At 60.9% G+C, this 26,876-nt stretch carries 13 protein-coding genes; 8 read left to right on the forward strand and 5 right to left on the reverse strand.

The window, feature by feature from the left end; genetic code table 11:
• Positions 1 to 26 precede the first annotated feature (26 nt).
• The 8 genes from JJN09_RS26750 to JJN09_RS26785 are packed head-to-tail and all read left to right on the forward strand — an operon-like array spanning position 27 to position 21,007.
• Positions 27 to 5,603, forward strand: a complete 5,577-nt coding sequence (locus tag JJN09_RS26750) for an SDR family NAD(P)-dependent oxidoreductase (protein WP_249484445.1) — start codon at positions 27 to 29, stop codon at positions 5,601 to 5,603.
• A 25-nt stretch (positions 5,604 to 5,628) separates the two neighbouring features.
• A complete protein-coding gene (locus tag JJN09_RS26755) occupies positions 5,629 to 6,465 on the forward strand; it encodes an ACP S-malonyltransferase (protein ID WP_302852069.1) in 837 nt (278 codons plus the stop codon).
• 30 nt (positions 6,466 to 6,495) lie between these two features.
• Positions 6,496 to 7,908 (forward strand): FAD-dependent oxidoreductase, encoded by a 1,413-nt coding sequence (locus JJN09_RS26760; RefSeq protein WP_249484447.1) that lies wholly within the window; start codon positions 6,496 to 6,498, stop codon positions 7,906 to 7,908.
• 48 nt (positions 7,909 to 7,956) lie between these two features.
• A complete protein-coding gene (locus tag JJN09_RS26765) occupies positions 7,957 to 8,511 on the forward strand; it encodes an isochorismatase family protein (protein WP_249484448.1) in 555 nt (184 codons plus the stop codon).
• A gap of 57 nt (positions 8,512 to 8,568) precedes the next feature.
• Positions 8,569 to 15,822, forward strand: a complete 7,254-nt coding sequence (locus JJN09_RS26770) for an SDR family NAD(P)-dependent oxidoreductase (RefSeq protein WP_249484449.1) — start codon at positions 8,569 to 8,571, stop codon at positions 15,820 to 15,822.
• A 42-nt stretch (positions 15,823 to 15,864) separates the two neighbouring features.
• Complete coding sequence (locus JJN09_RS26775; protein WP_249484450.1) at positions 15,865 to 18,606, forward strand: alpha/beta fold hydrolase; 2,742 nt, start codon at positions 15,865 to 15,867, stop codon at positions 18,604 to 18,606.
• Positions 18,603 to 19,409, forward strand: a complete 807-nt coding sequence (locus JJN09_RS26780) for a 4'-phosphopantetheinyl transferase (protein ID WP_249484451.1) — start codon at positions 18,603 to 18,605, stop codon at positions 19,407 to 19,409. Before JJN09_RS26775 ends, JJN09_RS26780 begins: the two co-directional genes overlap by 4 nt.
• A complete protein-coding gene (locus JJN09_RS26785) occupies positions 19,406 to 21,007 on the forward strand; it encodes an ABC-F family ATP-binding cassette domain-containing protein (protein WP_249484452.1) in 1,602 nt (533 codons plus the stop codon). The genes JJN09_RS26780 and JJN09_RS26785 overlap by 4 nt, the downstream gene beginning before the upstream one ends.
• Here the strand turns inward: JJN09_RS26785 and JJN09_RS26790 are convergent.
• The 5 genes from JJN09_RS26790 to JJN09_RS26810 are packed head-to-tail and all read right to left on the reverse strand — an operon-like array spanning position 20,995 to position 26,875.
• Entirely contained in the window at positions 20,995 to 22,635 is a 1,641-nt protein-coding gene (locus JJN09_RS26790; RefSeq protein WP_249484453.1) for a BatD family protein, read from the reverse strand. The genes JJN09_RS26785 and JJN09_RS26790 overlap by 13 nt on opposite strands.
• Positions 22,632 to 24,368 (reverse strand): VWA domain-containing protein, encoded by a 1,737-nt coding sequence (locus JJN09_RS26795; RefSeq protein ID WP_249484454.1) that lies wholly within the window; start codon positions 24,366 to 24,368, stop codon positions 22,632 to 22,634. Before JJN09_RS26795 ends, JJN09_RS26790 begins: the two co-directional genes overlap by 4 nt.
• Complete coding sequence (locus JJN09_RS26800; protein ID WP_249484455.1) at positions 24,365 to 25,444, reverse strand: VWA domain-containing protein; 1,080 nt, start codon at positions 25,442 to 25,444, stop codon at positions 24,365 to 24,367. The genes JJN09_RS26795 and JJN09_RS26800 overlap by 4 nt, the downstream gene beginning before the upstream one ends.
• Entirely contained in the window at positions 25,437 to 25,934 is a 498-nt protein-coding gene (locus tag JJN09_RS26805; protein ID WP_249484456.1) for a DUF4381 domain-containing protein, read from the reverse strand. Before JJN09_RS26805 ends, JJN09_RS26800 begins: the two co-directional genes overlap by 8 nt.
• Positions 25,931 to 26,875, reverse strand: coding sequence for a DUF58 domain-containing protein (locus tag JJN09_RS26810; RefSeq protein WP_249484457.1), 945 nt, complete (start codon positions 26,873 to 26,875; stop codon positions 25,931 to 25,933). Before JJN09_RS26810 ends, JJN09_RS26805 begins: the two co-directional genes overlap by 4 nt.
• Position 26,876 lies beyond the last annotated feature (1 nt).

Below are 26,876 nucleotides of genomic sequence, written 5' to 3' on the forward strand. Positions count from 1 at the left end.
AGATCATATTCATATGGAGGTGAAACATGAGCCAGCCCGTTCTTCCGTTCTCCCAGGTTGCATCATTGGTGTACGCACCGAAGTGGCAGTGTTCGAAGCTTCAGCTCGACACTCGCCCCTGCATCGAACGTGACATTCTGGTTGTGGTGCCAGCCGCACAGACCGCGACCTTCGATGCGCTCAAACAGTGGTTACCCGAGGCCCAGTCGTTATTGCTCACGGCTGAAAACGTCGAGCGGGCAGGGGGGATGGTCGAGAGCGGTGCGGTTTCGCGCATTGTCTTCATGTCGGTTACGCCGTGGCGAGACGGTGTCGATGATCAGGCGATAAAACTCTTTCTGCAGATGAACAAACGGTTGGCGGGTCTGGCGCATCTGCGGCTGGATATCGTGACGGTCAAGTCGATCGTGTCACCGGCTGCCGAAGCACCGACCCATCCGGTTGACAGTGTCTACATGGGGCTGGGGCAAACGGCGGCCAAGGAGTTCAGTGGCTGGGACGTGCGTTGTTTCTCCCTGGCAGCGTTCACAGCGGAGCATTTTCGGGCGGCGTTGCAGGGACACTTTCCGGTCGAGAGCGGGCAACCGGTCAGCCTTGATCACCAGCAATGGTGGACACCGACACTGGTTGCGCAACCGCTGACGCCTGTCGACTCGGCCAAGGGGTTCAAGCAGGGAGGCACCTACCTGATATTCGGCGCCGCGGGTGGTCTGGGCAGCATGCTCGCCCACTACCTGGCCAGTCGTTACCAGGCTCGTCTGATTCTCGTCGGTCGTCGCGCCAACGCCGATGAACTGCTCGCGGCCCTGCGTCCCCAGGCCGCCAGTGTGGTGTATGAGCAGGTCGACCTGACTGATGCGGCCGCCGTCACGGCGCTGATGGCGCGTTACCCGCAAATAGACGGGATCATTCACTCGGCATTGCTGCTCGATGATGCGGTGCTGAGCAACATGACCGAGCAGGCGTTAATGCGTGTGCTGGAGCCGAAGTTGCACGGCATGGTCAATCTGCTCAATGCGGTACGTGGCCGTGACTTCGATTTTGTCCTGCTGTTTTCCTCGATCCAGTCCTACATTGCCAATGCCGGCCAGGCCAACTACACCGCAGCCTGTGTCAGCAAGGACGCACTGGGGGGGCTGTTGCGCGATGTACTGATGGTAAACACCAAAGTCATCAACTGGGGTTATTGGGGTTCCATCGGCATTGTGGCGTCGCCCCTTTATCGTGAGCGGATGCAAAAACTGCAGATCGGCTCGATCGAAGCGCCGGAAGGCCTGGCGATCATCGAAGCGTTGCTGCACAGTGCCGTCCCTCAGATCAGCGTGGTCAAAGCGTCAACGCAAGCCTTGCAGCGGTTACGCATCACCCCTCATCCCGACGTCGCGACCGCGTCCCCGGTGAGCGATTCGCTTGCGCTGCTGACTGCAATTGTCCCGACGTTTGATCCTCACAGCGAGGCGGTGCGGCGCAATATCGGCTTGTCCCTCGGGTTGCAAAACTACGCCCGAGCACGTCTGGCGCAGACCACCATTCCAGCGGTCACGGTGCCTCGGCACGCCAAACTGGTGGCGGCCATCAACGCCATCTCGCCCAGTGACGGCCCCACCCGTGAACAATTGCTCAGTGAATTTCCGCAAAGTGCCGGGCATGTCACATTGCTTGACGCTTGCCTGGCGCGCTATCCACAAATACTCAGCGGCGAAATCGACCCTTTGACGGTGCTGTTTCCCGAAGGCAGCTTTGCGCTGGTCGAGCCGGTGTACCGTGACAATCCGCTGGCGGACTATTTCAACAATATCGTGGCGCAGGTCGTCGACAGATTTGTCCGTCAGCAAGCTCGTCCCTTGCAGTTGCTTGAAGTGGGCGCGGGTACCGGCAGTACCTGTCAGTTTGTACTTCCGGTGCTGCGCGGAAGCGAGGCCACTTACACGTTTACTGACCTCTCACATGCCTTTTTGAACAAGGCACGCGCGCGTTTTTCCGAATACGGATTCGTACGGTACGAACTGTGCGATATCGCCCGGCCGCCCACCAACGACCAGCGCTATGACGTGATTATTGCGACGAACGTCATCCATGCGACTGCCGATCTTCCGGCGACGCTGGCCAACGTTCGTGATCGGCTGGCGCCTGGCGGCATCTTTATTCTCAACGAAATAACCTCCTGCCAGGACTACGCCACATTGACGTTTGGCCTGACCGAAGGCTGGTGGTTGAGTGTTGATCCTTACCGGATTCCCAACAGCCCGCTGGTGGCCGCCGCGACCTGGCAGTCCTTGCTGCGCGAGGCCGGCTTCAGCGCAACGATGGGTCACGGCACTGAAGATCAACAGGTGCTCGTTGCCAGACTGGAACCCGCCGGCGTTGTGTCTGCTCCAGTGGCCGGCGCCGCTCCGAGCGTTGACTTCGGCGGTGATTCGCGCACGAAGGTCGAGCACTGGGTTCGCCGGGTGATCGCTGATGTGCTGCACGCCTACGAATACGAAATCGATGTGAACCAGCCTTTCAACGAATACGGCGTCGATTCGTTGATTGCAATGGAGTTGCTCAAGCCCTTCAAGGAAAGCCTGGGTTACTTGCCGGCCACCGTGTTGTTCGAACATCCGACTATCTCGCGTCTGGCAGAGCACTTTCTGACGGAGTTCAGTGAGCAGGTGCAGCGCGCGGCCGGCGCCATGCCGGATCCGGCCCCTGGCACAGAGCACGCAGCCGCTGTCGTCATGCCGACAGCACCCGCGCCGGCAGCCTCATCGCAACAGGCCAGGGTGTTCCTGCGCCAGGTGATCGCCGAGACAATGTTGATGGAGCCCGACGAATTGGAAGACACGGTGCCGTTCAAGGAATACGGCATTGATTCGATCATTTCTCTGGAGTTGCTCAAACCGTTGCGAGAGCGGTTTGGTTATTTGCCGGCGACATTGCTGTTCGAGTATCCGACAGTCGAGCGGTTGGCGACCTACCTTGAGCAGCACTACCCCGATGCCGTCGCGCCGCAAGTAACGGGGCCTGCATCGATGACAACAGATGTGCCGGGCGAGCCGGTTCAGGCCGCTGTTTCGGGTGACGGCATGGACACCGCGTTGCAGGCACGTGCCGATGACCTGGCAGTCGTCGGTGTGGCAGGGCAGTTTCCCGATGCTGACGATGTGCAAGCGTTCTGGGCGAATCTGCTGGCCGGGCGGCAGTGCACCGCCACAATTCCTGCGCAACGCTGGCCACTGAAAGGCTTCGAGAACCCACGCAGTCCACTTGAAGGCGGGAGTTACACCTCGGCAGGTGGATTTGTGCGGGATGTCGACGCGTTCGACTATTCGTTTTTCAGTATCACCCCGCTCGAAGCTCAGCGCATGGATCCGCAGGAACGCCTGTTTCTGCAGAACGTTTATCAGACGTTCGCCGATGCGGGTTATCGGCGCGCAGATCTCAAAGGCAGTGAGACCGGCGTTTTTGTCGGGGTGATGAATGGCGGTTATGCCTGGCATCGTCCTGAAGACCCGAAAGACCCGATGCCAACGTCGCTGTTCTGGTCAATTGCCAATCGTGTTTCCTATCTGTTCGATCTCAAGGGGCCGAGCATGGCCATCGACACAGCCTGTTCGGCTTCGCTGACCGCGCTGCACCTGGCCTGCCAGGCTGTGCGCAATGGCGATTGCAGTCAGGCACTCGTCGGAGGGGTCAACCTGATCGTCAACCCACGCCATTACGAGCAGCTCTGCAGCCTGCACATGCTTTCGCGCTCAGGCACCTGCAGCCCGTTTGGCTCAGAAGCGGATGGTTTCGTCGACGGTGAGGGCGTCTGCTCGATTCTGATCAAACCCTATGCCGAAGCGATCCGCGCCAATGACCGTATCTATGGGGTGATCCGTGGTACTGCGATCAATGCCGGTGGCCAATCCAACGGATACTCGGCGCCCAATCCTCAAGCGCAGTCGCGGGTCGTCGACAAGGCACTTGAACGTGCCGGGCTGACGGCGGCCGATATCGATTTTGTCGAAGCGCATGGCACCGGTACCGAGTTGGGTGATCCGATCGAGATCCGAGGTTTGAGCAGCGTGTTCGACGGACTCACACCGGGTTCGGTCGCCATCGGTTCGGTAAAGGGCAATGTCGGGCATCTGGAGTCGGCAGCGGGGATGACCGGTGTCATCAAGGTACTCAAACAATTACAGGCTCGCACGTTGGCACCTTCGATCAACGCGCAGCAGATCAACCCACTGTTGAACCTCGCCAGTACGCCGTTTTATCTGGTTCGGCAGCCCACGGTCCTGTCGGCGAACGGCACCCTGTACGGTTCGGTGAGCTCGTTTGGCGCGGGCGGGGCGAATGCCCACGCGGTGTTGCAATCGGTGCCGGCGCCGGTGGCCCAACCCGCGGGCGAGGTGAACATCGCGCTGTTGTCGGCGCGTACCGAGGCGGGTTTGCAACGGCAAATCGATGCGCTGCACGACTGGCTGGAGCAGCACGATCCGGCGCTCGGTGCGCTCAGCTACACCTTGTGTTGTGCACGGGAACACTTCGCCCACCGCGAAGGTTACGTGTTCTCCAGCAAGGCACAGTTATTGAGCCTGCTGCGTGAAGACCTGCAGCAGCGTGCGTCGGCACATACTGCCCCGGTCGATCCCGCTTCGATTGCTGTGCCGGTCGGTTCCGCTTCGTTGACGGCGGCGCAGGCGGCTGAGCGGGTGCAGGCATTCAAGGCGGGCCAGGACATTGCGTGGTCGGCATTCTTTGCACGACGCGAGGTCATCTCGTTGCCCGGTTATCCGTTCGAAAAAACCCGGTCGTGGGTCAAGTCGAGTCAAAGTGCGTTCCATCATGCCAATGATCTGGTGCGTCAGCATTCGATTCTCGGCAGCGAAATCGCACCGGCGGCGTGGGCACTTGCACATTGCCTGGAGAGCCGCCGCGACGTGAGCCTGAAGGCCGTGACCTGGCGCAGTGTCATACGTGATCTGGATGATGTGCTGCTGGACATCAACGGCGAGCGCTTCGAGTTGCGCTCACTGGACCACGCACAGATTTACTGCGAAGGCCTGCTGCAACCGGCAGTCGAACCTTCACGGCTGAACTGGCCGGCTGCCGACACCTCGACGAACTTGCTGGAACACCAGCAGATTTACCGGCAGTTCACTGATCTGGGTTATCGCTACGGCGAAGATCTGCGGCCTCTGCGATGGGCAAAGGTAGGGTCGAGCAGTGTCAGGACATTGATTGATGTGGGGCGTGACTGGGGTTATCGGATCTCGCCGGCCCTGATCGACGGTGGCTTGCAAACCGCTATTTTGATCCCGCAATTGCAGGGGCTGGGTGCCGATGAACTGCTGGTGCCGTACCACTTGGGCGAGTTTCAGGTGTTGCGTATTCCGCAGCATGAAGCGGTGTTCTGTCATTGCGTGATGCGCCCGGCGCAGCCCGGTGATCGCTCGGTCACTTTCGATTTGCTGTTTAGTGATGGCCAGGGCAGTCCGCTGATTGTCATGCGCGAGTTGACGTCGGTGGTGGTGCATGAAAACGCGTTGAAAACCGTGCGTCCTGCCGGCGTCGAACGTGATTTTTCGGCGGTTCACCGGCCGTCCCGGATCGTCGCCTTCGACCTCGATTAAGAGAGGAACGCTCATGTTGATAGGTATGTTTCCCGGCCAGGGATCACAGTCCCCTGGTATGGGGCGGGAGTTATTCGCCCGCTATGCACTGCAATGCGAAATCGCCGACGAGATTCTCGGTTATTCGATCACTGCTCTGTGCAAGGGCGATGATGCTGCCCGGATGAACTCGACGGCCTATACCCAACCGGCGATTTTCTTCGTCAGTTGTCTGGCCTGGCTTGATCGTCAACAGCAGGGCGGCGACTTGCCCCAGTTACTGATCGGGCACAGCCTGGGTTTGTATGCCGCATTGTTCGGCGCCGGGGCTTTCGACCTGGCGACCGGCCTGCGCCTGGTGGCCAAGCGAGGCGAGTTGATGGCGGCGGTGCAGGGTGGGGCGATGGCGGCGATCATCGGCGACAACGTCGAGCGTTTGCCCGAGCTGCTGCTTGAACATCAGTTTCATCAAATTGATGTCGCCAACTACAACAGCCCGGTGCAGGCCGTGATCAGCGGCAAGGCCGAGGACATCGACGCGGCGTGCAAAGCGCTGGAACAGCATGGCTTGCGATGTGTGCGGCTTCCCGTCAGCGGGGCGTTCCATTCCCGCTACATGGAGCCGGCCCGGTTGAACTATGTCGCGTTCCTGCAACAGCAGACGCTGGGTTCTCCCGATGGACGGGTAGTTTCCAGCACGAGCGGCGAACGCCTCGGTCAGGCGCATTTACTGGAAGAAATGGCCCTGCAACTGGTGCGTCCGGTGCGTTGGACCCAAAGCATTCGCGCCTTGTGTTCACGCTTTGACGATATTGCCTTCGAGGAAATAGGACCGGGCCAGGTCTTGACCCGTCTGAACGCGCAATTGCTTGCGCACCACTGAACAGCGCTTGAAGACACGGATGAGGTCGATATGAAACGCGAAAGGATTGCGATTATTGGCGGTGGCGCCGCAGGTACGACGGCCGCCTGGCAGTTGCACACACTACATGATGTCACTCTGTTCGAGGCTGGCCCGCGATTGGGGGGGCACGCCTATACCCACCATTTCAATGTCGGTGAGGACACGTTGCACGTCGACATGGGAGTCGAATATTTCAACGAACGTCTGGCCCCCAACCTGTTCGCGATGCTGCAGCAGTTGGGCATCGAGACCTACATCGCGCCCATGTCGTTTCGCGCAGCATTTCCCGGGGTCGACAATGCCTGGAGCAACCTGCACGGCCGCGGGCACCTGCGCGAGGAACTGGCCGATGAGATCGACCGTTTTCATCTGGACATGACCCAGGTGCTCAGCGAAGGAGATCCGCGCTACAAGAAACTCAACATCGGACAGTTCCTCGCCGAGCGCAACTACTCCGAAGCCTTTAAACAGCAGGCATTGCTGCCCCTGTTGACGACGTTTTCCGGATGCAACGCACCCTCGCTGGAATACACGCTCATGTACGTCGCGGTTTCGTTCAACATGAGCCTGTTGTCGTTCTTCACGCCGGGTGTCTGGCGCAAGGCCAAGGGCGGCATCGACGGCTATCTGCGCCTGCTGGGCGAGATACTGGGGGCGCGCGTACGCCTTGCCTGCCCGATACGGCAAGTACGCAAGGAGGCCGGTCGTGGCTGGCGGGTTGAGACAGAACAAGGCGGCATTGAACATTTCGACAGTGTGATCTTTGCGACGCACGCCGATGTCACTCTCAAGTTGCTCGAAGCACCGAGTGCCGAACAACGGGACATTCTTTCGCGTTTCGACTATGTGCCGACCCGCAGTGTGCTGCACACCGATGAACAGCTGCTGGTTGAGGGCGGGCGCGGTGAGTACTGCGAGTTTTCCCGACCTGCCGGTCTCGAGGGCACGGATCATGGGCAACTGACGCGTATCAACAATGCCCTGGCGCCTTATGCCCATGTGCGTGAGCCGGTGTTGGTGACATTCGACCCCAAACAGGCCATTTCCCCCGAACGGCAAGTGTGTGAACAGCACTGGAAGTTGCCGAAGCTGCGCCCGGTCGACTTCTACCAGAAGTCGCGCTATCGCCGCATTCAGGGGCTGGGGAAACTCTGGTACTGCGGCACCGACACCTCACTGACCGGTCACGAAGGGGCGGTGGTGTCGGGGTTGGTCATTGCCCACCGCCTGGGTGCCGACCATCCCTTTGCCGAAAATAATCTGGCGGCCATTCAGTTCAATGTCATCAAGGATCTGATGGGGGTGCACCGCCCCTCCGAGCGCTTCAAGGCGACACTGACCAACATGCTGTTCGCGGCTGCCAAGGGCACCTCGCTGCACAAGAGCCAGTCTCACAAATTCATCAAGGACGTCATCGTTTAAGCCGACTCAGCGGTTTAGCGAGCACATCATCTGACAGGGAGTTTCATTATGTTGATCCAGGCCGACAACGTCTGCGTGGTTATTTTCAATATGCAACTGGAAATGATTCCGTTGCTGCATGAAGGCACGCAAGTGTTGAACAACTGCTGCTGGCTCGCCGATGTGGCGCAGACCCTCCAGGTGCCGACGCTGATTATCGAGCACAGCAAACTCGGCGCATCGTCCCAGGCATTGAAAGAGGTAGCGGGCAGCGCCTCTTATCTTGAAAAGACCTGGTTCGACTGCAGCTCACATGACTCCATTGCCCATCCACTTGAGGCTGTCGGCAGGCGCCAGGTGGTGCTGGCCGGGGCGGAGTCACATGTGTGCCTGCTGCAGTCTGCACTTGGCCTGCGCGAATCGGGGTATGAGGTCAGTGTGATGGCAGATGCGTGCAGTGCGCGCAACCTTTTCGACCACCAGCATGCGCTGGCCAATTTCGCGCAGGCAGGCATCCGCGTGCTGACCCGGGAAATGTTCTTCTTCGAATGCATCCGTCACTCCACGCGGCCCGACTACATCGAGCTGGCAATGAAATATCTGGACGGGCGATACATCCGCTAAACGAACAGAAGGATTGCCCGCAAGCCGGCTTCGATGGTTACCGAGAGATTTTTTTATATGGATATTTTCAAGCGTCATTTCGTCCCGACACCGATTGTTTCCGGGTCGGTTGCAGCGTTGCGCGGCGGTGTCCTGCTGACCGACAGTGATGAGTTCGCGCGCTGGGGCAGCACCGCTGGGCTGGCGGTCATTCAGACAGACATCGAACGCCTGGCCGCAGCGGATGAACTGGAAAAACTCCTCTCACGCCTCGACGCCGGCCGTGCACACACGGTCCTTTGCGCATTGTCCGGGGAGTGCCCGCCCGCCGTTGAGCAATACTCCGCAGTCAGCCAATGCACTCAGGTTTTTCTGGCGCTGCTCAAGGGTTTGATCAAGCAGTCCAGAGCCATCACGCTGATTGGGCTGCGTCGTCACGATGCGCTGGCCGCGAGTGTGCTCGATGGCCTCGGGTTGTCGGCATGCCAGGAAACGACTCGCCTGCAATATGCCTCGCTGATCGTTGAGGGCGCGCTGACCTCGACATTGGCCGAAGCCATTGCCACGGTCTTGCAGCAACCAGGTGTTCGCTACCGTTTCGACGCGCACACTCTGGCGCGTGAGCACCTTGAGCCGGTGGGCAATCCTCTTGCTGCGAGCGCTGAATCCGCCTTGCGCACCAACGCGTGCTACGTGGTCACGGGCGGCGGTGGCGGTGTCGGTCGGTTGTTGTGTCGATGGCTGTCTCGCGAGTACCGGGCCAAGGTCTGTGTGGTTGGTCGTTCGCCGGTGGATGACGAGCGACGCGCGATGCTTCTGGCGCACGGGGTAACCTCTTATGTGCAGGCCGATGTAGCAGACCGTCAGTCACTGGCGGGCGCTCTGCAACATTTCAAGGATCGTTATGGCGCCATTGACGGGGTTTTTCACTTGGCGGGCACCACGGCTGATCGCCTGTTGATCAATAAAAATCCGGCTGATGTCGAGCGAGTGCTGTTACCCAAGATTGCCGGCAGTCTGAATCTTTGGGCACTGGACTCACTGATACAGCCAGGTTTTGTCTGTCACTTCAGTTCCCTCAGTGGACTGGTGGGCAATGTCGGTCAGGCTGACTACGCCGCTGCGAACGGTTTTATCGATGAGCTGACCGATTTCGTCAGTCGTCAGGCACCCGGCGGCCATGCGCGCTGGCAATCGATCAACTGGGGTTTGTGGGCTTCCGAAGGCATGCAAATGGCCGAAGGCAGCAGTGAGTTACTGCCCTTGTCGGATGAGCAGGGGCTGGCGGCATTGCGCGGCATTCTTGATCAGAGCGCGCCACGGCTGGTGGCCTTCGCTGGCAGTCGCGCCGTACTGGGCACGCTGAACCCATCAAGTGACGGACAAACTGTCGCCGACGCAGTGGCCGCCGCGCAGCTGCCGGCCCAGGCCCAGGTCAGTGAGTGGCTGGGTTCACTGGTTCATACCTTCAGTGGTTTGCGCGATGTTTCGCAGGACGCATCGCTGGTGGCGCTGGGCGTGACATCGTCCGCGCTGATCAGCATTGTCTCGGCGGTAGAGCAACGGCTGAACGCCACTGGCATCGCAGTTTCCCTGAGCAAGGCGCTGATTTTCGATTATTCATCGATCGGCGCATTGACGGACTATTTGCTGGCTACCCAGCCCGGAGCGCTGGCCGCAGCGTTTGCCAGTGAAAGGGTGCAGACATTGACGCCCATACCCGCCGTTGAGGCGATTGCGTCCGTGCCTGGTGCACAGGCCAACCTTGAGGCGCGCCTGACACAGTGGGTTCAAGAGGTGGTTCAGCGCTTCAGCGGTCTGTCCGCTCCGGCGGTGGGCGACAATCTGCTGGAGCGTGGCCTGGATTCGGTGGCCAGTATCAATATTGCCACCGAACTGGCACGACGCCTGTCGAGCCAAACCCCGGTCAACATCAGCAAGACACTGTTGTTTGAATATTCAAGCATCGGCCAGATCGTACGTTTTCTCACAGAGCGCTTTGCGGTGCAGGTGGCTGCCGTGCTGGAGACTGCCGTGGAGCAAACGGCGGCAGAGATCAAACCGGCTGACGTGACGGCGAAGGTGACGGCCGATGCCGGTGGCGATGCTGCGTCCGATACCAGCGTTCACTATCGTCCTGACGATATTGCGATTATCGGTGTGGCAGGCGAGTTTCCCGGGGCGGACAATCTGGCCCAGTTGTGGGCGTTGCTGGAGTCCGGGGCGGAGGCGATCAGTGTCATTCCCGCTGAGCGCTGGGACTGGCAGCTCGATTACTGCGCTGACCCCAAACAACCGGGCACCAGCTATGGTCGCCATGGCGGGTTTCTGCGGCGGGCCAAGCAGTTCGATCCAGGCTTTTTTTCCATCACGCCGATTGAGGCCGCGCGTCTGGACCCTCAGGAACGGCGGCTGCTGGAAATGGCCTACCATGCGCTGGAAGACGCCGGGCATTTTGCCTTTCCGCTGGAGAGCACTGGCGTCTTTACGGCGGCGATGTTCGGCCACTATCAAAACCTTAACGCTGCCAGTGCAGTGACGAGCAGTTCTTTCGCCTCGATCGCCAACCGCATTTCCTACACGTTCAATCTTCAAGGGCCGAGCCTGTGTGTCGATACCATGTGCTCGGGGTCGCTGACGGCCCTGCATCTGGCCATCAACAGTTTGCGCAGTGGCGAATGCGCTCAGGCGTTGGTCGGTGCGGTCAATATCATGCCGCATCCGGGCAAGTTCAAATTGCTCTCGGCAGGGCGTTTCCTGAGTCCCAGTGGGCGCTGCCACAGTTTTGGTATCGAAGCCGACGGTTATGTGCCGGGCGAGGGCGCCGTTGCCCTGTTGCTCAAACCGCTGGCCCACGCACAAGCCAACGACGACCGGATTCACGGCGTCATTCGTGCCAGTGCGCTGAATAGTGGCGGACGCTCCAGTGGTTTTACCGTGCCTTCGGCAAGAGCGCAGGAGCAAGTGATTCGTCAGGCGTTGAGCAAGTCGGGTGTGGAGGCCAGCCAGATCGATTACGTGGAAGCCCACGGCACCGGCACGCGGCTGGGCGATCCCATCGAGATCAATGCGCTAAGCGCAGCCTATGGCACACGGCAAGGCGAGCGGCGCTGTATCGGGTCGATCAAGAGCAATATCGGGCACCTTGAGTCGGCTGCCGGGTTGGCTGGACTGGTGAAGATCCTGTTGCAGTTCCAGCATCAGGTGCGAGTGCCGACGCTTAACTGTGAAATCGAAAATCCCTGGCTGAACCTCGCCGAGACAGACTTTCGCCTGCCGCGCACCCGCGAACCCTGGAGCGCCGAAGCACCACTGCTGGCCGGGCTGAGTTCGTTCGGTGCCGGGGGGAGCAATGCGCATGTCATCGTTCAGCAGTACATCGCGACGCCAAACGCGCCGGAGCCGCACGCTGAGTATCTGTTGCCCGTTTCAGCGCGTACCCCCTTGGCACTAAAGGCCCGGATCAACGACCTGAGCACCTGGCTCAAGGAGCACCCGCAGGCCAGCCTCGCGGCGATTGCCTATACTCTGGGCGTTGCGCGTGAACACTTTGGCCACCGTCACTGTTTTGTTGCCGACAACCTGGCGAGCTTCACCCGACAGCTGGTGGATGCCGCGGCCGACAAGACTGTTGCCGCTCAGTCGCAGTCCGTGTTGCAACCGCTTCAGGCGTCTTATCTGGCGGGTGGGACACTCAACTTTGCGGCGCTGCATGATTGCCGCAGGCTAGTGTCGTTGCCTCATTATCCGTTTGAAGAACAGTCGTACTGGGATGACCAACTCTTCATCTCGGGGCCGACGGTCACGGCTGTGCAGACCTCTGGCCGCGAGCATACTGCCGCGCTGGAAAAGATCTCGGAGCCTGTGTGTTTTCAAACCGTCTGGGAGCCGCAAGCGATTCCCCCATCGACGGGCGCGCAAGGGCAGGGCGTCATTGTCTTTTGCAGCCCGTCGCAATCTCGTGCGTTGGTCGGGCAACCGCACATCGTTGTGGTGACGCTCGGCGACAGTCTGCGCCTGGATGAGCACTTCGCCCAGGTGCGCAGTGATTCGATCGACGATTGTCGGCAAGTCCTGCAGCGCTATGCCTCGGGCAATAGGGTACAGCGGCCATGGCTGATCAACCTGGTACACAGTAGTGCCGAGGACATGCAGGCTGCATGGGCGCGCTGGCAGTTCACGCTGGCCAAGGCGATCAGTGCTGAAGGGGCGGGCTACCGGATGGCCTTTGTCCACGAAGAACGTCAGGATGCCTGGCCGCTGCCCGCCGCCGGTGCCGTGAACCGATTGTTTCGCGTGTTGCAAATGGAGCAGCCCGAATTCCAGTTGCTGTCGATGACCGTCGCTGCGCACGATTTTGAACGTGTCCCGGAACTGCTGGTGTCTGTGCGGGGGGAACTGGCCAATGCCGTCGATGGCTTCAGTGCTACTCGGCATGTGGCCGGTGAGCGTTGGCAGTCCCGCGTTCGTGAAGTGCCCTGGCCGGTGGCGGCCGGCAGCCGTTTTCGCCACCAGGGCGTTTACCTCATCACCGGCGGTCTGGGCCTTATCGGGCTGGCGGTCGCGACGCGCTTGATCCAGCAGTTCGACGCCAGGGTTGTGCTGGTCGGTCGCAGCCCCACTGGGAACGTTGAGCGCGACAAGCTGGCCGGGTTGGCGGCACCGGCAAGCGTTGAATACATCAGCGCTGACATCAGCGATAGCGCTGCTGTGAATGATCTGATCAGATCGATCATTGCCAGGCACGGTGCATTGCACGGCGTGTTGCATGCTGCCGGCATCACTCGCGACGGGCTGTTGCGCAATAAACAACTGGAAGATTTCCAGAAAGTGATTGCGGTGAAGCTCAACGGCACGCGTAATCTCGATCATGCGACTGCCGATGTAGCGCTGGATTTCTTCGTGTTGTTTTCCTCTGTGTCCGGGTTGTTCGGCAATGTCGGCCAGGCCGACTACGCCGTGGCCAATCATTATCTGGACCTGTTCGCTGGCGGCCGTCAGCGGCAAGTCGCGCAGGGGCATCGACGTGGTTTGAGCCTGTCGGTGAACTGGCCTCTGTGGCTTGAGGAACACAGTGACGACGCGTCGGATCGCGCTGCCCTGGGTCGCTATCTGCAAGACAACTACGGCATGCAACCGTTGACCCCGGCTGTCGGCGTCGATCTGTTGGTGCGGCTGATTGATGGCGTGGACGCGAGCATGACGCAGATTGCTCCGTTCATGGGTGACAGCGAGAAGATCCGTCGCAGTATTGCTCCCGACCGACTGCACAGCCACTCGGCGCCGCAAGCCGGCGCAGCGACCAACGCTGAAACAAACCGTGAATCGGCAACGCCTGAGGCACTGAAGTTGCGGCTCAAGGCGCTGTTGAGTGCGTTGACCGGATTGCTCACCGCAAACATCGATGATCATTGCAGTTTTGGTGACCTGGGGTTGAATTCGGTCATGTTGCAGCAATTGGCGCAAGACATTGAGGCGCAGTTCAACGTGCCGATGGCACCCAATACCCTGTTTACCTACAACTCGGTCGCGCAGTTGATCGAATACCTTCATGAGCGCGGTGCGCAGGCGACTGCGGGTTCGTCATCGGTGCCAGGGGTTCCGTCAGCTTCGGCAACGCTGACAATGCCGGGTGATGCTACAGAGGCCCATGACCAGCGGATTGCGATCATCGGCATGGACGGCCGCTTGCCCGGCGGCGATGACATCGCCGGATTCTGGCAGGGACTGATCGCCAACCGCAGTGCAATCCAGGCGGTACGTCGCTGGCCAGAAAAAGACTGTCACGCCGGAATCATTGCCGATATCGAACATTTCGACGCGCGTTTTTTCGGTATATCGGCGCGTGAGGCGATGCTGATGGACCCGCAACACCGACTGTTTTTGCAAGCGTGCTACAACACGTTGCTCGATGCCGGTTACGCGCCGTCCTCGCTGAAACGGGTGGGGGTTTTTGCGGGGGTCCAGTTCACGGATTACCAGACGTTACTGCAGCGATCCGGGCAAAGCTTTCACCCCTTTGCCGCCACCGGGAACGCCCACGCCATGTTGGCTAACCGGGTGTCCTACCTGTTCGATTTCGAAGGGCCGAGCCAATCGATCGATACGGCCTGTTCGAGTGCGCTGGTGGCGGTGAACCGCGCGGTCATGTCGCTGCAACGTGGGGAGTGCGATTACGCGCTGGCCGGTGCCGTCAGCTTGTTGATCGACAGCGACATGACCGAAGCAGCGCAGAGCATGGGCGTGCTCTCGCCAAACTTTCGTTGCGCCACTTTCGATAGCGAAGCCGATGGTTACGTACGTGCGGAGGGGGTTGGCAGTCTGTTGCTCAAGCGCCTGGCCGATGCTCGGCGCGACGGTGACAGCATTCATGCGGTGATTGAAGCCGCCGAGGAGAATCACGGCGGGCGGGGGCACTCACTGACGGCGCCGAACCCCAACGCACAAAAGCGCTTGTTGCTGGCTGCCTACACGCCGGAGCTGGCGGCGCGCGTCAGTTACATCGAGACCCATGGCACGGGCACCCGCCTGGGCGATCCGGTGGAAATCGATGCCTTGAAGGGCGCCTGGCGCACGCTGGCGCCGGACCAGAAGGACACGGTGTTGCTCGGCTCGGTCAAGACCAACGTCGGTCACCTGGAGCCCGCCGCTGCCATTGCATCCTTGTTCAAAGTGATTCTGGCCTTCAAGCACCGAATGCTGCCGGCCAATTTGCATCTGCGCACACTCAATCCCTACATCGACTTCGAGCATTCGCCATTCAAAGTGCTGGATCGCAATACGCCCTGGGAGGGGCAGGAGCGCGTCGCCGGAATCAGCTCGTTCGGTTTCGGCGGCACCAATGCTCATGTGGTGCTGAGCGAGCCGCCGGCCTGCACCACCACACCGCAGGCATCGAGCCATGAGGAACATCTGGTCGTCTTGTCTGCTCGCAGTTGCGACTCGTTGCTTGCCATGAAGGGGGCCTTGTTGCGGCACCTTGAGTCGCCCTCGGTTCAGTCCCAGGCTCTGGCCGACATTGCATTTACCCTGGGGGCCGGGCGTGAGCATTTTGAATACCGTCTGGCCTGGAACGTTCGTACCGTCGATGCATTGGTGCAGGCTTTGCGTGCAGAACTGCCCCCGGATATTCGCCAGGTCGGACGCGGCAGCGAAGGCGCCGACCTCGATCAGCAAGGGGCGGACTTGCGCGAACGCTATTTGCAGGGTGGGCAGGTGGCCTGGCGGACCTTGTACCCGCAGGCTGGCCGCCTGCATTTGCCAGGTTATGCCTTCGATACGCGCCAGTATTGGTTTGACGATGAAGCACAGGTTCAGCCGGGCAATCGCTGAAATCAAAGGAGCAGAACAATGCACACGGACGAGACGAACAACATGACAACGCAGATCAAACCGCCACCGGGCGAAAAAGTGGTGATTGTCGCGGCGGCCTGCCGTTTGCCCGGCAGCGAGTCCTTGTCGGCCTATTGGCAGAACCTGATGGTCGGCCAGCGTTGTGTCGCACCGGTCACGCGTTGGGAGTCTCTGCGCGGGGCGGCAGTTTATGGTGGCCTGCTGGAACAGGTGGACGCGTTCGATGCGGGGTTTTTTCGTATCTCGCCCAACGAGGCGCGTTGCATGGACCCGCAACAACGACTGTTGATGGAGACCGTACAACATCTTCTGGATGACGGCGGCGTACCGCTGCAAACCTTGCGTGACTTGCAGTGCGGCGTGTTTTGCACCGGCCTGCCCGGTGACTACAAGTTTTTGCTGGCACAGGAACCTGAAGCGGCGTTCAGCAGCCACAGCTTTCTGGGTAACGCGGCTTCGTCGCTGGCGGGAAGAGTGTCGTATTTCTACGATTTTCATGGACCATCGGTGACGCTGGATACCGCCTGTTCATCGTCACTGACAGCCTTGCAGATCGCCGTTGCACAGTTGCGTGCCGGTGAATGCGAGGCTGCTCTGGTGGCGGGGGTTTCGGTGTTTGCCACCCCAGAGGTGTTCGAGTTTGCCCAACGCTCGAACATGTTGTCGACGAGGGGGCATTGCGATGCCTTCGGTGACCAGGCCGACGGTTTCGTTCCCTCTGAAGGTGTCGCGGCAATCATGTTGATGAACGCCGACAAGGCTCGCGAACTGGGTCTGGAGGTGCTGGCAAGCATCGAGGCGATCAGCCTCAACCACGATGGCATGAGTAACGGCATGATGGCGCCCAACAGCCAGGCACAAGCGGCGCTGATCGCCGGTTCCTACCAACGTTACGGCATCGATGTGGGACGTATCGGCTACGTCGAGGCCCATGGGACCGGCACACAGTTGGGGGATTCGATAGAAGTGGCCGGGCTGGTCAACGGCTTCCGCGCTCAGCAGCAACCTTATGACGCCTACCTGGGCGCTTCGAAAAGCGTCATTGGCCACACACTGGTGTGCTCCGGGCTGGCCAGCGTGATCAAGACGCTGATGATCTTTCGTCATGAGACTATTCCGGGCCAGTCTCTGGCGGGGTCCCTCAACAGCGCTCTGCAGCTTGATCGGTTCAAAATCAGTGAACAGGCAGTGCCCTGGCCATCCGACAAGGATTACGCCTGTGTCAGTGCATTCGGGTTTACCGGCAGCAATGCTCATCTGGTGCTCGGCAAGCCTGTGCCGCGTCCGATTGACCCGCAGCACAGCGCCGGCCCTTGGGCGTTTCTGTTCAGCGCGCAATCTTCCGCCAGCCTGCAAGCGCGTATCCGTCAGATGCTCAGCGTTGTCGACGGTCTGGCCGACGATCAATTGGCGGCGTTCAGTGTGGCGCTTGGTAAAGGAAGCCAGGTCTATCGTCTGCGTCTGGCTGTCACGGCTTCGACGCGTGAATCTTTGACGATGCAGTTGCGGCAATGGCTGGCGACACCAGCAGAGCCACTCGACGTCGGTCGCTTCAGGGGCGAAGCCTTGGGCGACCCGGTGCTTGAGGAGCGTTTGCAGCGCTGGTTGGCGGGCCACGATCAGGCGCTGTACAGCACCGCGCAAACGGTTCGCTACCCACGCATCGACCTGCCGGGTTACCCCTTTGATCGAAAATCCTACTGGGTCGGGACCGCGCTGATAGCCGCGCAGGCAGCCGTTGCCAGGCCGGATTCGCCACGAGGCAATGTTTTGCAGGCGCTGAAAAGTGATCTGGCGCGTTTGCTCGGATTCGATGAGGCCGACATTGATACCAACCGCTCGCTGCGCGATTACGGTGTCGATTCGATTTCGTTGATTGAATTGTTGGGTCGAATGGGTGCCGGTGCCAGCCGGATGCAGCCTCACGATGTCTTCGATTTTCCAACCATTGCCGCGCTGGCCGAAGCCGTTGAGGGATTGCAAGCCGAATCGACAATCGCGTTCGACAGGGACGTCGACAGGCCGATGAGTCGTACGCCGATGACTTGGACACAAACTGGACAAGGGCGGGCGATTTTACTGCTGCCACCGCTGAACATGAGCGCGCAGGCCTGGATGCAGCAAGTCAACGTCCTGACGCGCCAGGGTTTCGCCCTGCACATCCCGTCCTATCCCGGTCATCAGGGCACCCCGCTGGATGAAGGCCGGTTCAGTCTGGAAGGGCTGGTGCTGGAGATCGAGGCTTACATCAATCAACAACTTGGCGGCCGTGCGGTGCCGGTAGTGGGTTGGTCTTTGGGAGGTTGTCTCGCCCTGGCGCTCGGCCAGCGCGCCCCGGCAATCGTCGAATCGATGATCCTGATCAGCACTGCCGCACGTTTTGGCGATGATATCTTCGGCAAGACCATCGAGTTGAATGCTGAGCTTAAAGCCCATGCCGACTACCTGGACATCTTGCTCGAACCTCGGCAAAACATTGCCGAGCAAGTGGGGGCCGGCGCATCGATGAGTACGCTGAGTCATTATTATCAGATGCTCGGAGCACTCGATTTCAGCGCGCAACTGCCGAGCATTGATGTACGGACGTTGATCGTTCACGGTCAGCAGGATGTCGTCATCGCCCGAACGGATGTGGAATTGCTGCAGCGTTTGCCGGATGCCCGCCTGGAAGTCTTTGCCGATCAGGGGCATTTTATTCCGTTGACTGCTGCGCGACGTTTCAATGAGCTTCTGTTCGACTTTGTAAAGGCTCGGCAACATTGAACAGTCGGACCCCAACCCGGCAGGAACCGGGCCCGTGCGTACTGGGTGGGTTCCTCACCGAAATCGAAGCGCTGGACCTGGGCCTGACGGCAGTCACGGCGGTGTCGGGGCGGTTTGATCTGCGGCATTTCAATCGTGGTTTGTACGCCTGCGCGGGTATTGATTGTCCGCCAGCCATTGCCCGGGCGGTCACTGGCCGTCAGGCCGAATACCTGGCCGGACGCTGGTTGAGTCAGCATCTGTGGGCCGGGCGCAATCTCGCTCCGGTGCAGGTGGGTTCGGGGCCGCATCGTCAGCCGATATGGCCGGGCGGCTGGATCGGCTCCATCAGCCACACATCGTCAATTGCGCTCAGTTGTCTGGCCAGGACCTGCGAGGTCGGGTTGCTCGGTCTGGATTTGGAGCCGTGGCTGACACCCGAGGTCGCAAACAGAATCAGCGCAACGATCGTCGACCCTCAGGAGGCCCGTTACCTTGCGGCGCAGGGGACTTTCGAGCAGATGTTGACCCTGGCTTTTTCGGCCAAGGAAAGCCTGTTCAAGGCCCTGTTTCCGCAGGTTGGCCGGTATTTTGATTTCGATGCCGCGCGCCTCGTCGAGATACATTGGCCCACCGGGCGCCTGGTGTTGAGGGTGGCACAAGAGCTGTCAGCGTCGATCCGGGCCGGTATGCTTTTTGAAGGCCATTTTCAAATAGGGGCAGATGCCGTGTTCACGGTCATCGCCCATCCGCCGGGTGCTGTTGCGCATCACCAGGGAGCGGTGCGTTGCCCCTCGGGCCGATTATTCAAGGAAGTGTCATGACTCAACGGTTACTGCAACTTGATCAAGTGTCGTTCAACCTGCCCGACGGGCGCGTGCTCTTCGATCACTTGAACCACACCTTCAGTTCCAGGGCCACGGGCATCGTGGGTGCCAATGGGTGTGGCAAGTCCTTGCTCGGCCGGCTCCTCACGGGTGAACAACAGCCCACCAGTGGTATCGTTCGCCGCGAAGGGCAGGTGTACGCGGTGGCGCAGTTGCTTGAACCCGAGCGCTTTCCCTCCGTCGCCGCGCTGGCCGGGGTCGAGCCTGTTCTGGCGGCGCTGGCGCGCATTGCCCAAGGCAGCGTCGATGATGCCGACTACGCACTGGCGGTCGACCAATGGGATTGTGCCACTCGCCTTGAGGCGGAATTGCAGCAGATCGGCCTCGGTCATTTGAGTGCCGATTCTTGCACCGACACGCTGAGCGGTGGCGAGCGGCAGCGGGTGGCGCTGATGGGCGCGTGGTTATCAAGGGCCGACTGGCTGATTCTGGATGAACCCAGCAATCATTTGGATATCGATCAGCAGCACAAGCTCGCGCAGCAAATCGAGCGCTGGCCCAATGGACTGATCCTGATCAGCCACGACCGCAGTCTTCTGGAACACGTCAACGAAATTGTCGAGCTTTCGCCCTTGGGGCTGGCGGTGTATGGCGGCAACTACAGTCATTATTCTGCGACGCGCGAGCAAGAGCAGCAGGCGTTTCAGTCGGCATTGCAAGGCGAGCGGGCACAGGCCCGGCGTGAGCAACGTGAGATGGTCGTGCAGATGGAGCGTCAACAACGACGCAATGCTCGCGGTGACCGTCAGGCGCGTGACGGTAACCAGACCAAAATCATTACCAACGCGCAAAAGGAGCGCAGCGAAAACAGTCAGGGCAAGTTACGCCTCACTCAACAGTTGGCCCGCGAACAACAACAGCAACGTATCGCCGAGGCCCGGGCACGCTGTGCACCAGAGATCCAGCGCGTGATGTTGTCACCGGAATGCTCGGTGCCCAGAGGCAAGCTGATTGTGCAATTGATCAATGTCGTTCTGCCATTTGGCCACACGGAACCTGTCAATCTGACGCTGACTGGACCGATGCGTGTGGCGATTCTGGGTACTAACGGCAGCGGTAAATCGACGCTATTGCAGGTCATCGCCGGAAAACTTGCCGCGCGTGCAGGGGAGGTTGTACGCAGTTGTCATGTCGGTTGGCTGGATCAACATGCCGGACTGCAGCATCCCGAACGGACGGCGGTGCAGTGGCTTTACGAAAGTAATCCGCAACTGCCCGAAGCCGAAGCGCGAACGCGGTTGGCGCAGATGGGTATTGATGCGGATCGGGCGAAGCTCAAAACCTGTCAGTTGAGCGGCGGCGAGCGTCTGAAAATTGCCCTGGCCGCAGAGTTGTACGCGCTACGGCCACCACAATTACTGTTACTGGACGAGCCTGACAACCATCTGGACTTGCCCAGCAAAATCGCCCTCGAACAGATGCTTGATCAATACACCGGCGCGTTGATTGTCGTTTCCCACGATCTTGCTTTTTTACAGGCGATACATCTGGATGCCGAATTCTATCTCGGCAGCGAACCGGCTTATTTGGGATAAAGCGGCGGCAAGCCGCTGTCACCCACCGGATCCTGTACCCGTTCAGCGGTTGGAATTGTGCGGATTGCCCGCCAAAGATCCTCACCCTGCCAGTGCTGCCCGGTCTCGCTATAAAGCGCGCCATTCAAACCGTCCAGGGCGTCGGACAACGGCACAAAACGCGCCGCCATGTCCGCGAGGGTTTCCGGTTGCTGACGAGCCCAGGCGTCGAGGGCCTGGCGGGTGGCGTGTGGGTCGTTGGCCTGACTGGCGCGTTTGATGTCGTCGAGCAGGGTGCGCGGGCTTGGGCCGGTTTGAGTGGCGCGCAGGATTGCCGGTTGCCAACGGGCACGCCACCACAGACCGAAGCCGAGCAGGGTGGTGCAGGCCAGAATCAGCGTGCTGAGTTTCCACCACCACAGCGCTTCGCTGTCGGCGCCGCTGAGCGGTTGAGCGCTGCCGGCGGGGGTGTCGACTTGCAGGCTCGGGTTGTTCACCACTTGCAGGGTGCGCGCCGGCAGGCTGGTGTGTTCCAGGTGATCCTCGAAGGTGTTCCACCACACCACGTCAACGGTCGGCAGTTCGATCGAACCGCTGCGGCTCGGTACCAGCGCTTCGCGTTCTTCACGGCTGCCGATCAGGCCGCGTTCGCTGCTCTGGTTGTTGAGTACCGGCTGATCCGGATAGCGGCGCAAGCCATTGGCCTCGGTGGCGGGCAGGGCGGGCAGCTGTGAACTGGCGAGGCCTTCGACCTTGAGGGTCAGGCTGCGGGTCAGAGAGTCGCCGACCTGTGTGTGATCCGGCTCCGGGTTCCAGCTCTCGCTCAGGCTCAGGCTGCGGGCCGGCAGCCACGGCGCATCGCTCGGATACGTGATCGGTTTGGGTTTGACGGTCAGCGGGATTTCCGAGGACGTGACCCGCAGCAATTTGCCGGTTTTCGGCCCTTGGGCGGTGGGATCTTTTGCCGGCTGAGTGTCGACCAATGTGGCGCTGAAGGTCTGCGGGGTGGTGGTCAGCAAACCACTGTGCTGCGGATAGATCGCATAGCGCATCTCGATCACGCCATGCCGCACACCGTTGATGTCTTTTTCGTAGGTGCGCGTGTCGCCCAGTTGTTCGATACGCGCGTCGGCGATCTGCAACGGGGTCACGCTGCTGTCGTCGTACAGCGAAACCGAATGGTAGATGCGCAGGGTCAGGATCGCCTGGGCCTGCACGTAGACGCTGTTCTGGTCGAGGCTGGATTCGATGAACACCGGATCGAGGGCATTCTTTTCTTCGTGAACGTCGCTTTCAACCACTTGTACGGTGATTGGTTGGCTCTCGGTTTCGCCCAGTTTCAACGGTGGAATTTCCATGCTGCCGTTCTGTTTCGGCAGCAGGGTGATGATCCAGCGGGTGGTGGCGCGGTTCTCGTTGTTGAGGGTGGTCAACTGGTTGACCTGCCGCGTGCCGCGCACTTCGAACAGCGGTTCCAGCGGGGTCAGATCCGGTTTGCCGAACTGCGTGACATCGTTGGATTCGAGGGTGAGTTCGACCGTCTCGCCGGAGTTCAGGCGACTGCGATCCACACTGGCCGTCAGCCCGGCCGCCTGGGCGGTGGCCGTGCAGATCAGCAGGGGCAGCAAAAGAGCGGTGAAACGGGTCATCGAGTGTTTTCCTGATCCTGATGTTGTTGCTGTTCGTACCAGAATTTGCGTCGCAGCAGTTCGCCCGGATCGTCCGGGATCTTACCCAGCCACTGTTCCAGTGCCTGGCGTTGCTCGCCTTCGAGGTTGTCCTCGCTAGGGCGCAGCGTCGGGCTGGTGTTCTGTTCTTCGTCCGGCGCGCTGTTGGGCAATTCGTTGGGACCTGGCTGCGGCGGGGTGGTCGGCGGTGGTTCGCTGGCCGACTCCGCAGGCTGGGCCTCGCTTGGCGCATCATTCTTGACCGCCGGTGGCGGCGCAGTGGCGGGCGGTGGTTCGTCGCCCGGCACGTTTTGCTGCGTCGGTTGCTTCTCGGGCTCGGTCGGCGGCGGGGTGTTTTTCTGCTTGAGCAGGTTTTCCACCAGCGCCTTGTTGGTCAGTGCCGGACGTAAGTCCGGCTGCAATTCCAGGGCCTGTTCATAGGCATCGATCGCCGCTTCCAACTCACCGCTTTTCGCCAGTGCGTTGCCACGATTGTAGTGGGCGCGGGCATCGCTGCCTTCGGCGAAACGCTGGGCGGCGCCACTGTAGTCGCCGGCTTCGTACAACGCCAGCCCTTGCCATTGATGATCTTCGAAGTGTTTCGCCGCCTCTGCCGGACGCTTCTGCTTGAGCAGATGCAAACCCTGCTGATCGGGGCGCAGCCACAGGTCCTCGAAATCAAAAGCGTAGCTCGGCTGCGGCAGGCAAAACAGCAGCGGCAGGCAGAACAACCAGCCACGGCGCCCGGCGCACGCGGCGAGCAGCAACAACGGCAATAGCAACCAGTAACCCTGATCGGCCCAAGTATCGAGGCGCAGGGTCTGGCCGTCGTTGCGCAGGCTGCGCGGGCCATTGAGCAGGCCAAGGCTGCGCAGATCCGACTCATCCAACCGTGCGCTGTGGTACTCGCCGCCCACGGAATTGAGGAAGGCGCCGAGGCCGGGGCTGTCGAGTTGCGGCACGCGGATCGCACCCTGGGCGTCCTTGAGGAAACTGCCGTCCTCCTGAGCAATCGGCGCGCCCTCGGCGGTGCCGATGCCGAGCATCAACAGTTGCGCCGATTGCCCGCTCAACGCATGGCGAATGCCTTGACGTTCCTCATCGGACAGCGAAGAACCAATCAGCAGGATGCGTCCCTGACCCAGTGCGCCTTGTTCCAGCAAGGCCAGCGCCTTGCTCACCGCAAGATCGGCGCGATGGCCGCTTTCCGGCATCAGCGACGGCTTGAGGGCATCAAGCAGATTACGACTGGTCGCCAGATCATCCGACAGCGGCACCAACGTATGAGCGCTGCCCGCGTAAACCACGATGGCGGTCTGTGCATCGCTGCGTGCTTGCAGCAGATCGAACAACTTGCGTCGGGCCTGTTCCAGACGCGTCGGCGGTGAGTCGGTGGCGAGCATTTCCGGAGTCAGTTCCAGCACCACCACTAGCGGGTCGGCGGGTTTCTGGCTGGTCTGTTCGACGCGCTCCCAGCTCGGCCCGAGCAGCGCCAGGATCGTCAGCAGCCACGCGCCGCCCAGTGCGACCCACGGCAACTTGCTGTCGCGACCACTGCCGCCACTGAGCAACACAGCATGGAACGCCGGCGGCAGAATCATTTGCCAGCGCCCGGCGCGTTTCTGCCGGTGCCAGAGTTGCCAGATCAGCCAGCCGAGCAGCGGCAACAACAGCAACCACCACGGACGGAACCAGTGCGGCCAGAGAGCGATCATCGGCGCCTCCGCAGGCGCAAACGCTTGAGGCGCTCGCGCCAGTCAGGCAGGGGGCTTTGCAGATACAGCTCCTTGGTGAACAGCCGTTGCAATGGGTTGTCCGGCCACAATTCACGGGCGACCAGCAACATGCTCAACAGCAACGCGAATGCCAGTGGCCATTGGTACAACGCCTGGGCCGGGCGCGCCTGGGTCGGTTGCTGGGCCACCGGTTCCAGTTGGTCGAGGGTGTCCTTGATCGCTTGCAGTTCCTTGCCATCGCGGGCGCGGAAATAGCGGCCGCCGGTCGCGTCGGCAATCGCCTTGAGCGCCGGCTCGTCGAGGTCGAGAGTCGGATTACCGCCCAGCAGTGCCGTGGCGCCGCTTTCTTCGGGGTCGGCACCGATGCCGATCGGATAGATTTTCACGCCTTCATTGGCGGCCAGTCGTGCGGCCGTCAACGGATCGATTTCGCCGCCGTTGTTGGCGCCGTCGGTGACCAGAATCAGCACGCGGCTCTGGGCCGGGCGCATGCGCAGGCGTTTCAGGGCCAGGCCGATGGCGTCGCCAATGGCGGTGTTCTTGCCGGCGATGCCTATACGCGCTTCATCGAGCCACACGCGCACGGTCCGTCGGTCAAACGTCAGCGGCGCCTGTAGATAAGCCTGACTACCGAACAGGATCAAACCGACCCGGTCGCCATCGCGGCTTTCCAGGAAATCACCAAGCAAATGCTGAACCAGCGACAGGCGACTGACGTCCTCGTCGTTCCATTGCATGTCGGGGAAGTCCATCGAACCGGACACGTCCACCGCCACCAGCAGATCGCGGCCGCTGGCGGCAATCGGCAACGGTTCGCCGAGCCATTGCGGGCGGGCGGCGGCGATCAGTAGAAACAGCCACAGCAGCATGAACGGTGCCTGTTGGCGCCAGGCCGGCAGATTGGCCCGGGCACGGCGGCGGGCGAGGCCCTCGAGGTCTCCGAGGAAACTCACTTTCAATGCCGGTTCGCCGCTGTCGGCCACCGGCAGCACAAGGCGCATCAACCACGGCAGTGGCAACAGCACAAAGATCCACGGCCAGGCGAATTCAAACATGCTTGCGGATCCACGTGTCGACGGCTTGCGTCAGGCCGGCGATGGCCTTGTCGTCGAGTTTGCACTCGGGTTTGTACGCGCCTTCGACCAGCACCATCCAGCGTGTCAGGCCGGCGGCGGGGCAGCGGTTGTCGAGAAACGCCAGCCATTTGCGCCCATTCAGCGTGTGACTCTGGCTGTAGGGATAATGGTTGCGGCACAGGCGTTTGAGCAAGCCGTTGAGCTGTTGCAGCCAAGCGCCGGCCGGGGCGCCGTCGTAGGGTTTTGCCATTTGCGCCAGCTCGGCGAGTGCGGCGATGCGCACCGGATCGAGCGGGATTTCGGCGCGCACGACGGGTTTCTTCTTGATTGGAATGAAACGGCGCAGACGCCACAGCACGACGCCGATCAGCGGCAGTAACAGAAGCAGCAGCCACCAGCCCGGCGCCGGCGGCCAGAAGGCAATCGGTGGCGGGGAAATCAGCGGTTGCAGTTGTTCGAGGCCGTTCATCGAACTTTCCCCGGACGCTGCGGGTTGAGGAACTCGCGCATCTGCTCGACCATTTCGCTCTGGGTGCTCAACGGCATCAGCAACACCCGCAGTTTCTGCGCGAGCAGTTCCCAGCGGGCGATGCGCGCTTCGGCCTGGGCGCGATAGGTCTGGCGCAGGTCGAAGTTGAGGGTGTCGAGTTCCAGTTGCGCGCCGCGTTCAGCGAATCTCAGCAGTCCGGCGGCGGGCAGGGCGTGATCCAGTGGATCGGACAGTGGCAGCATCAGCAGGTCGCAATGGCGCGACAGCAGGCTCAGTTGTTGCTCGGCGCTGTCGCTCAGGGCGCGTTCGTCACAGATCACGATCACCAGACTGCCCGGCCGCAACACTTCACGGGCCCGGCGCAACGCCACGCCAAATGCATCGCGATCCGGCTCCCGCTCGCTGTGCAGCGACTGATTGACCTTCACCAGCCGATTGAGCAGTTGCAACAGGCTCTGCTTGCTGCGGCGCGGTTTGATTTCGTAATGCTCGTTGTCGCCGAACACCAGTCCGCCGACCCGATCGTTGTGGCCCAGCGCGGCCCAGCCAATCAGCGCCGCCGCCTGCGCCGCGAGCACCGATTTGAACATTAACCCGGAACCGAAGAACAGCCGCGTGCTTTGCTCGACCATGATGAAGATCGGCCGTTCGCGTTCTTCATGGAACAGCTTGGTGTGCGGTTCCTGAGTCCGTGCGGTCACGCGCCAATCGATGGTGCGCACGTCGTCGCCGGCCTGATAGACCCGGACCTGATCGAAGTCCACGCCACGCCCGCGAAATTTGGAGTGGTGCAGGCCGATCAGCGGGCTGCGCTGGCTCGGCGTGGAAAACAGCTGCACTTCGCGTACGCGGTGACGCATCTCGATCAGCTCGGAGAGGCTGACGCGAATACCCGGTTCGGACGGCAGGGAGGCGTTCATC

This window comes from Pseudomonas sp. HS6, assembly GCF_023375815.1.
Lineage (GTDB): Bacteria > Pseudomonadota > Gammaproteobacteria > Pseudomonadales > Pseudomonadaceae > Aquipseudomonas.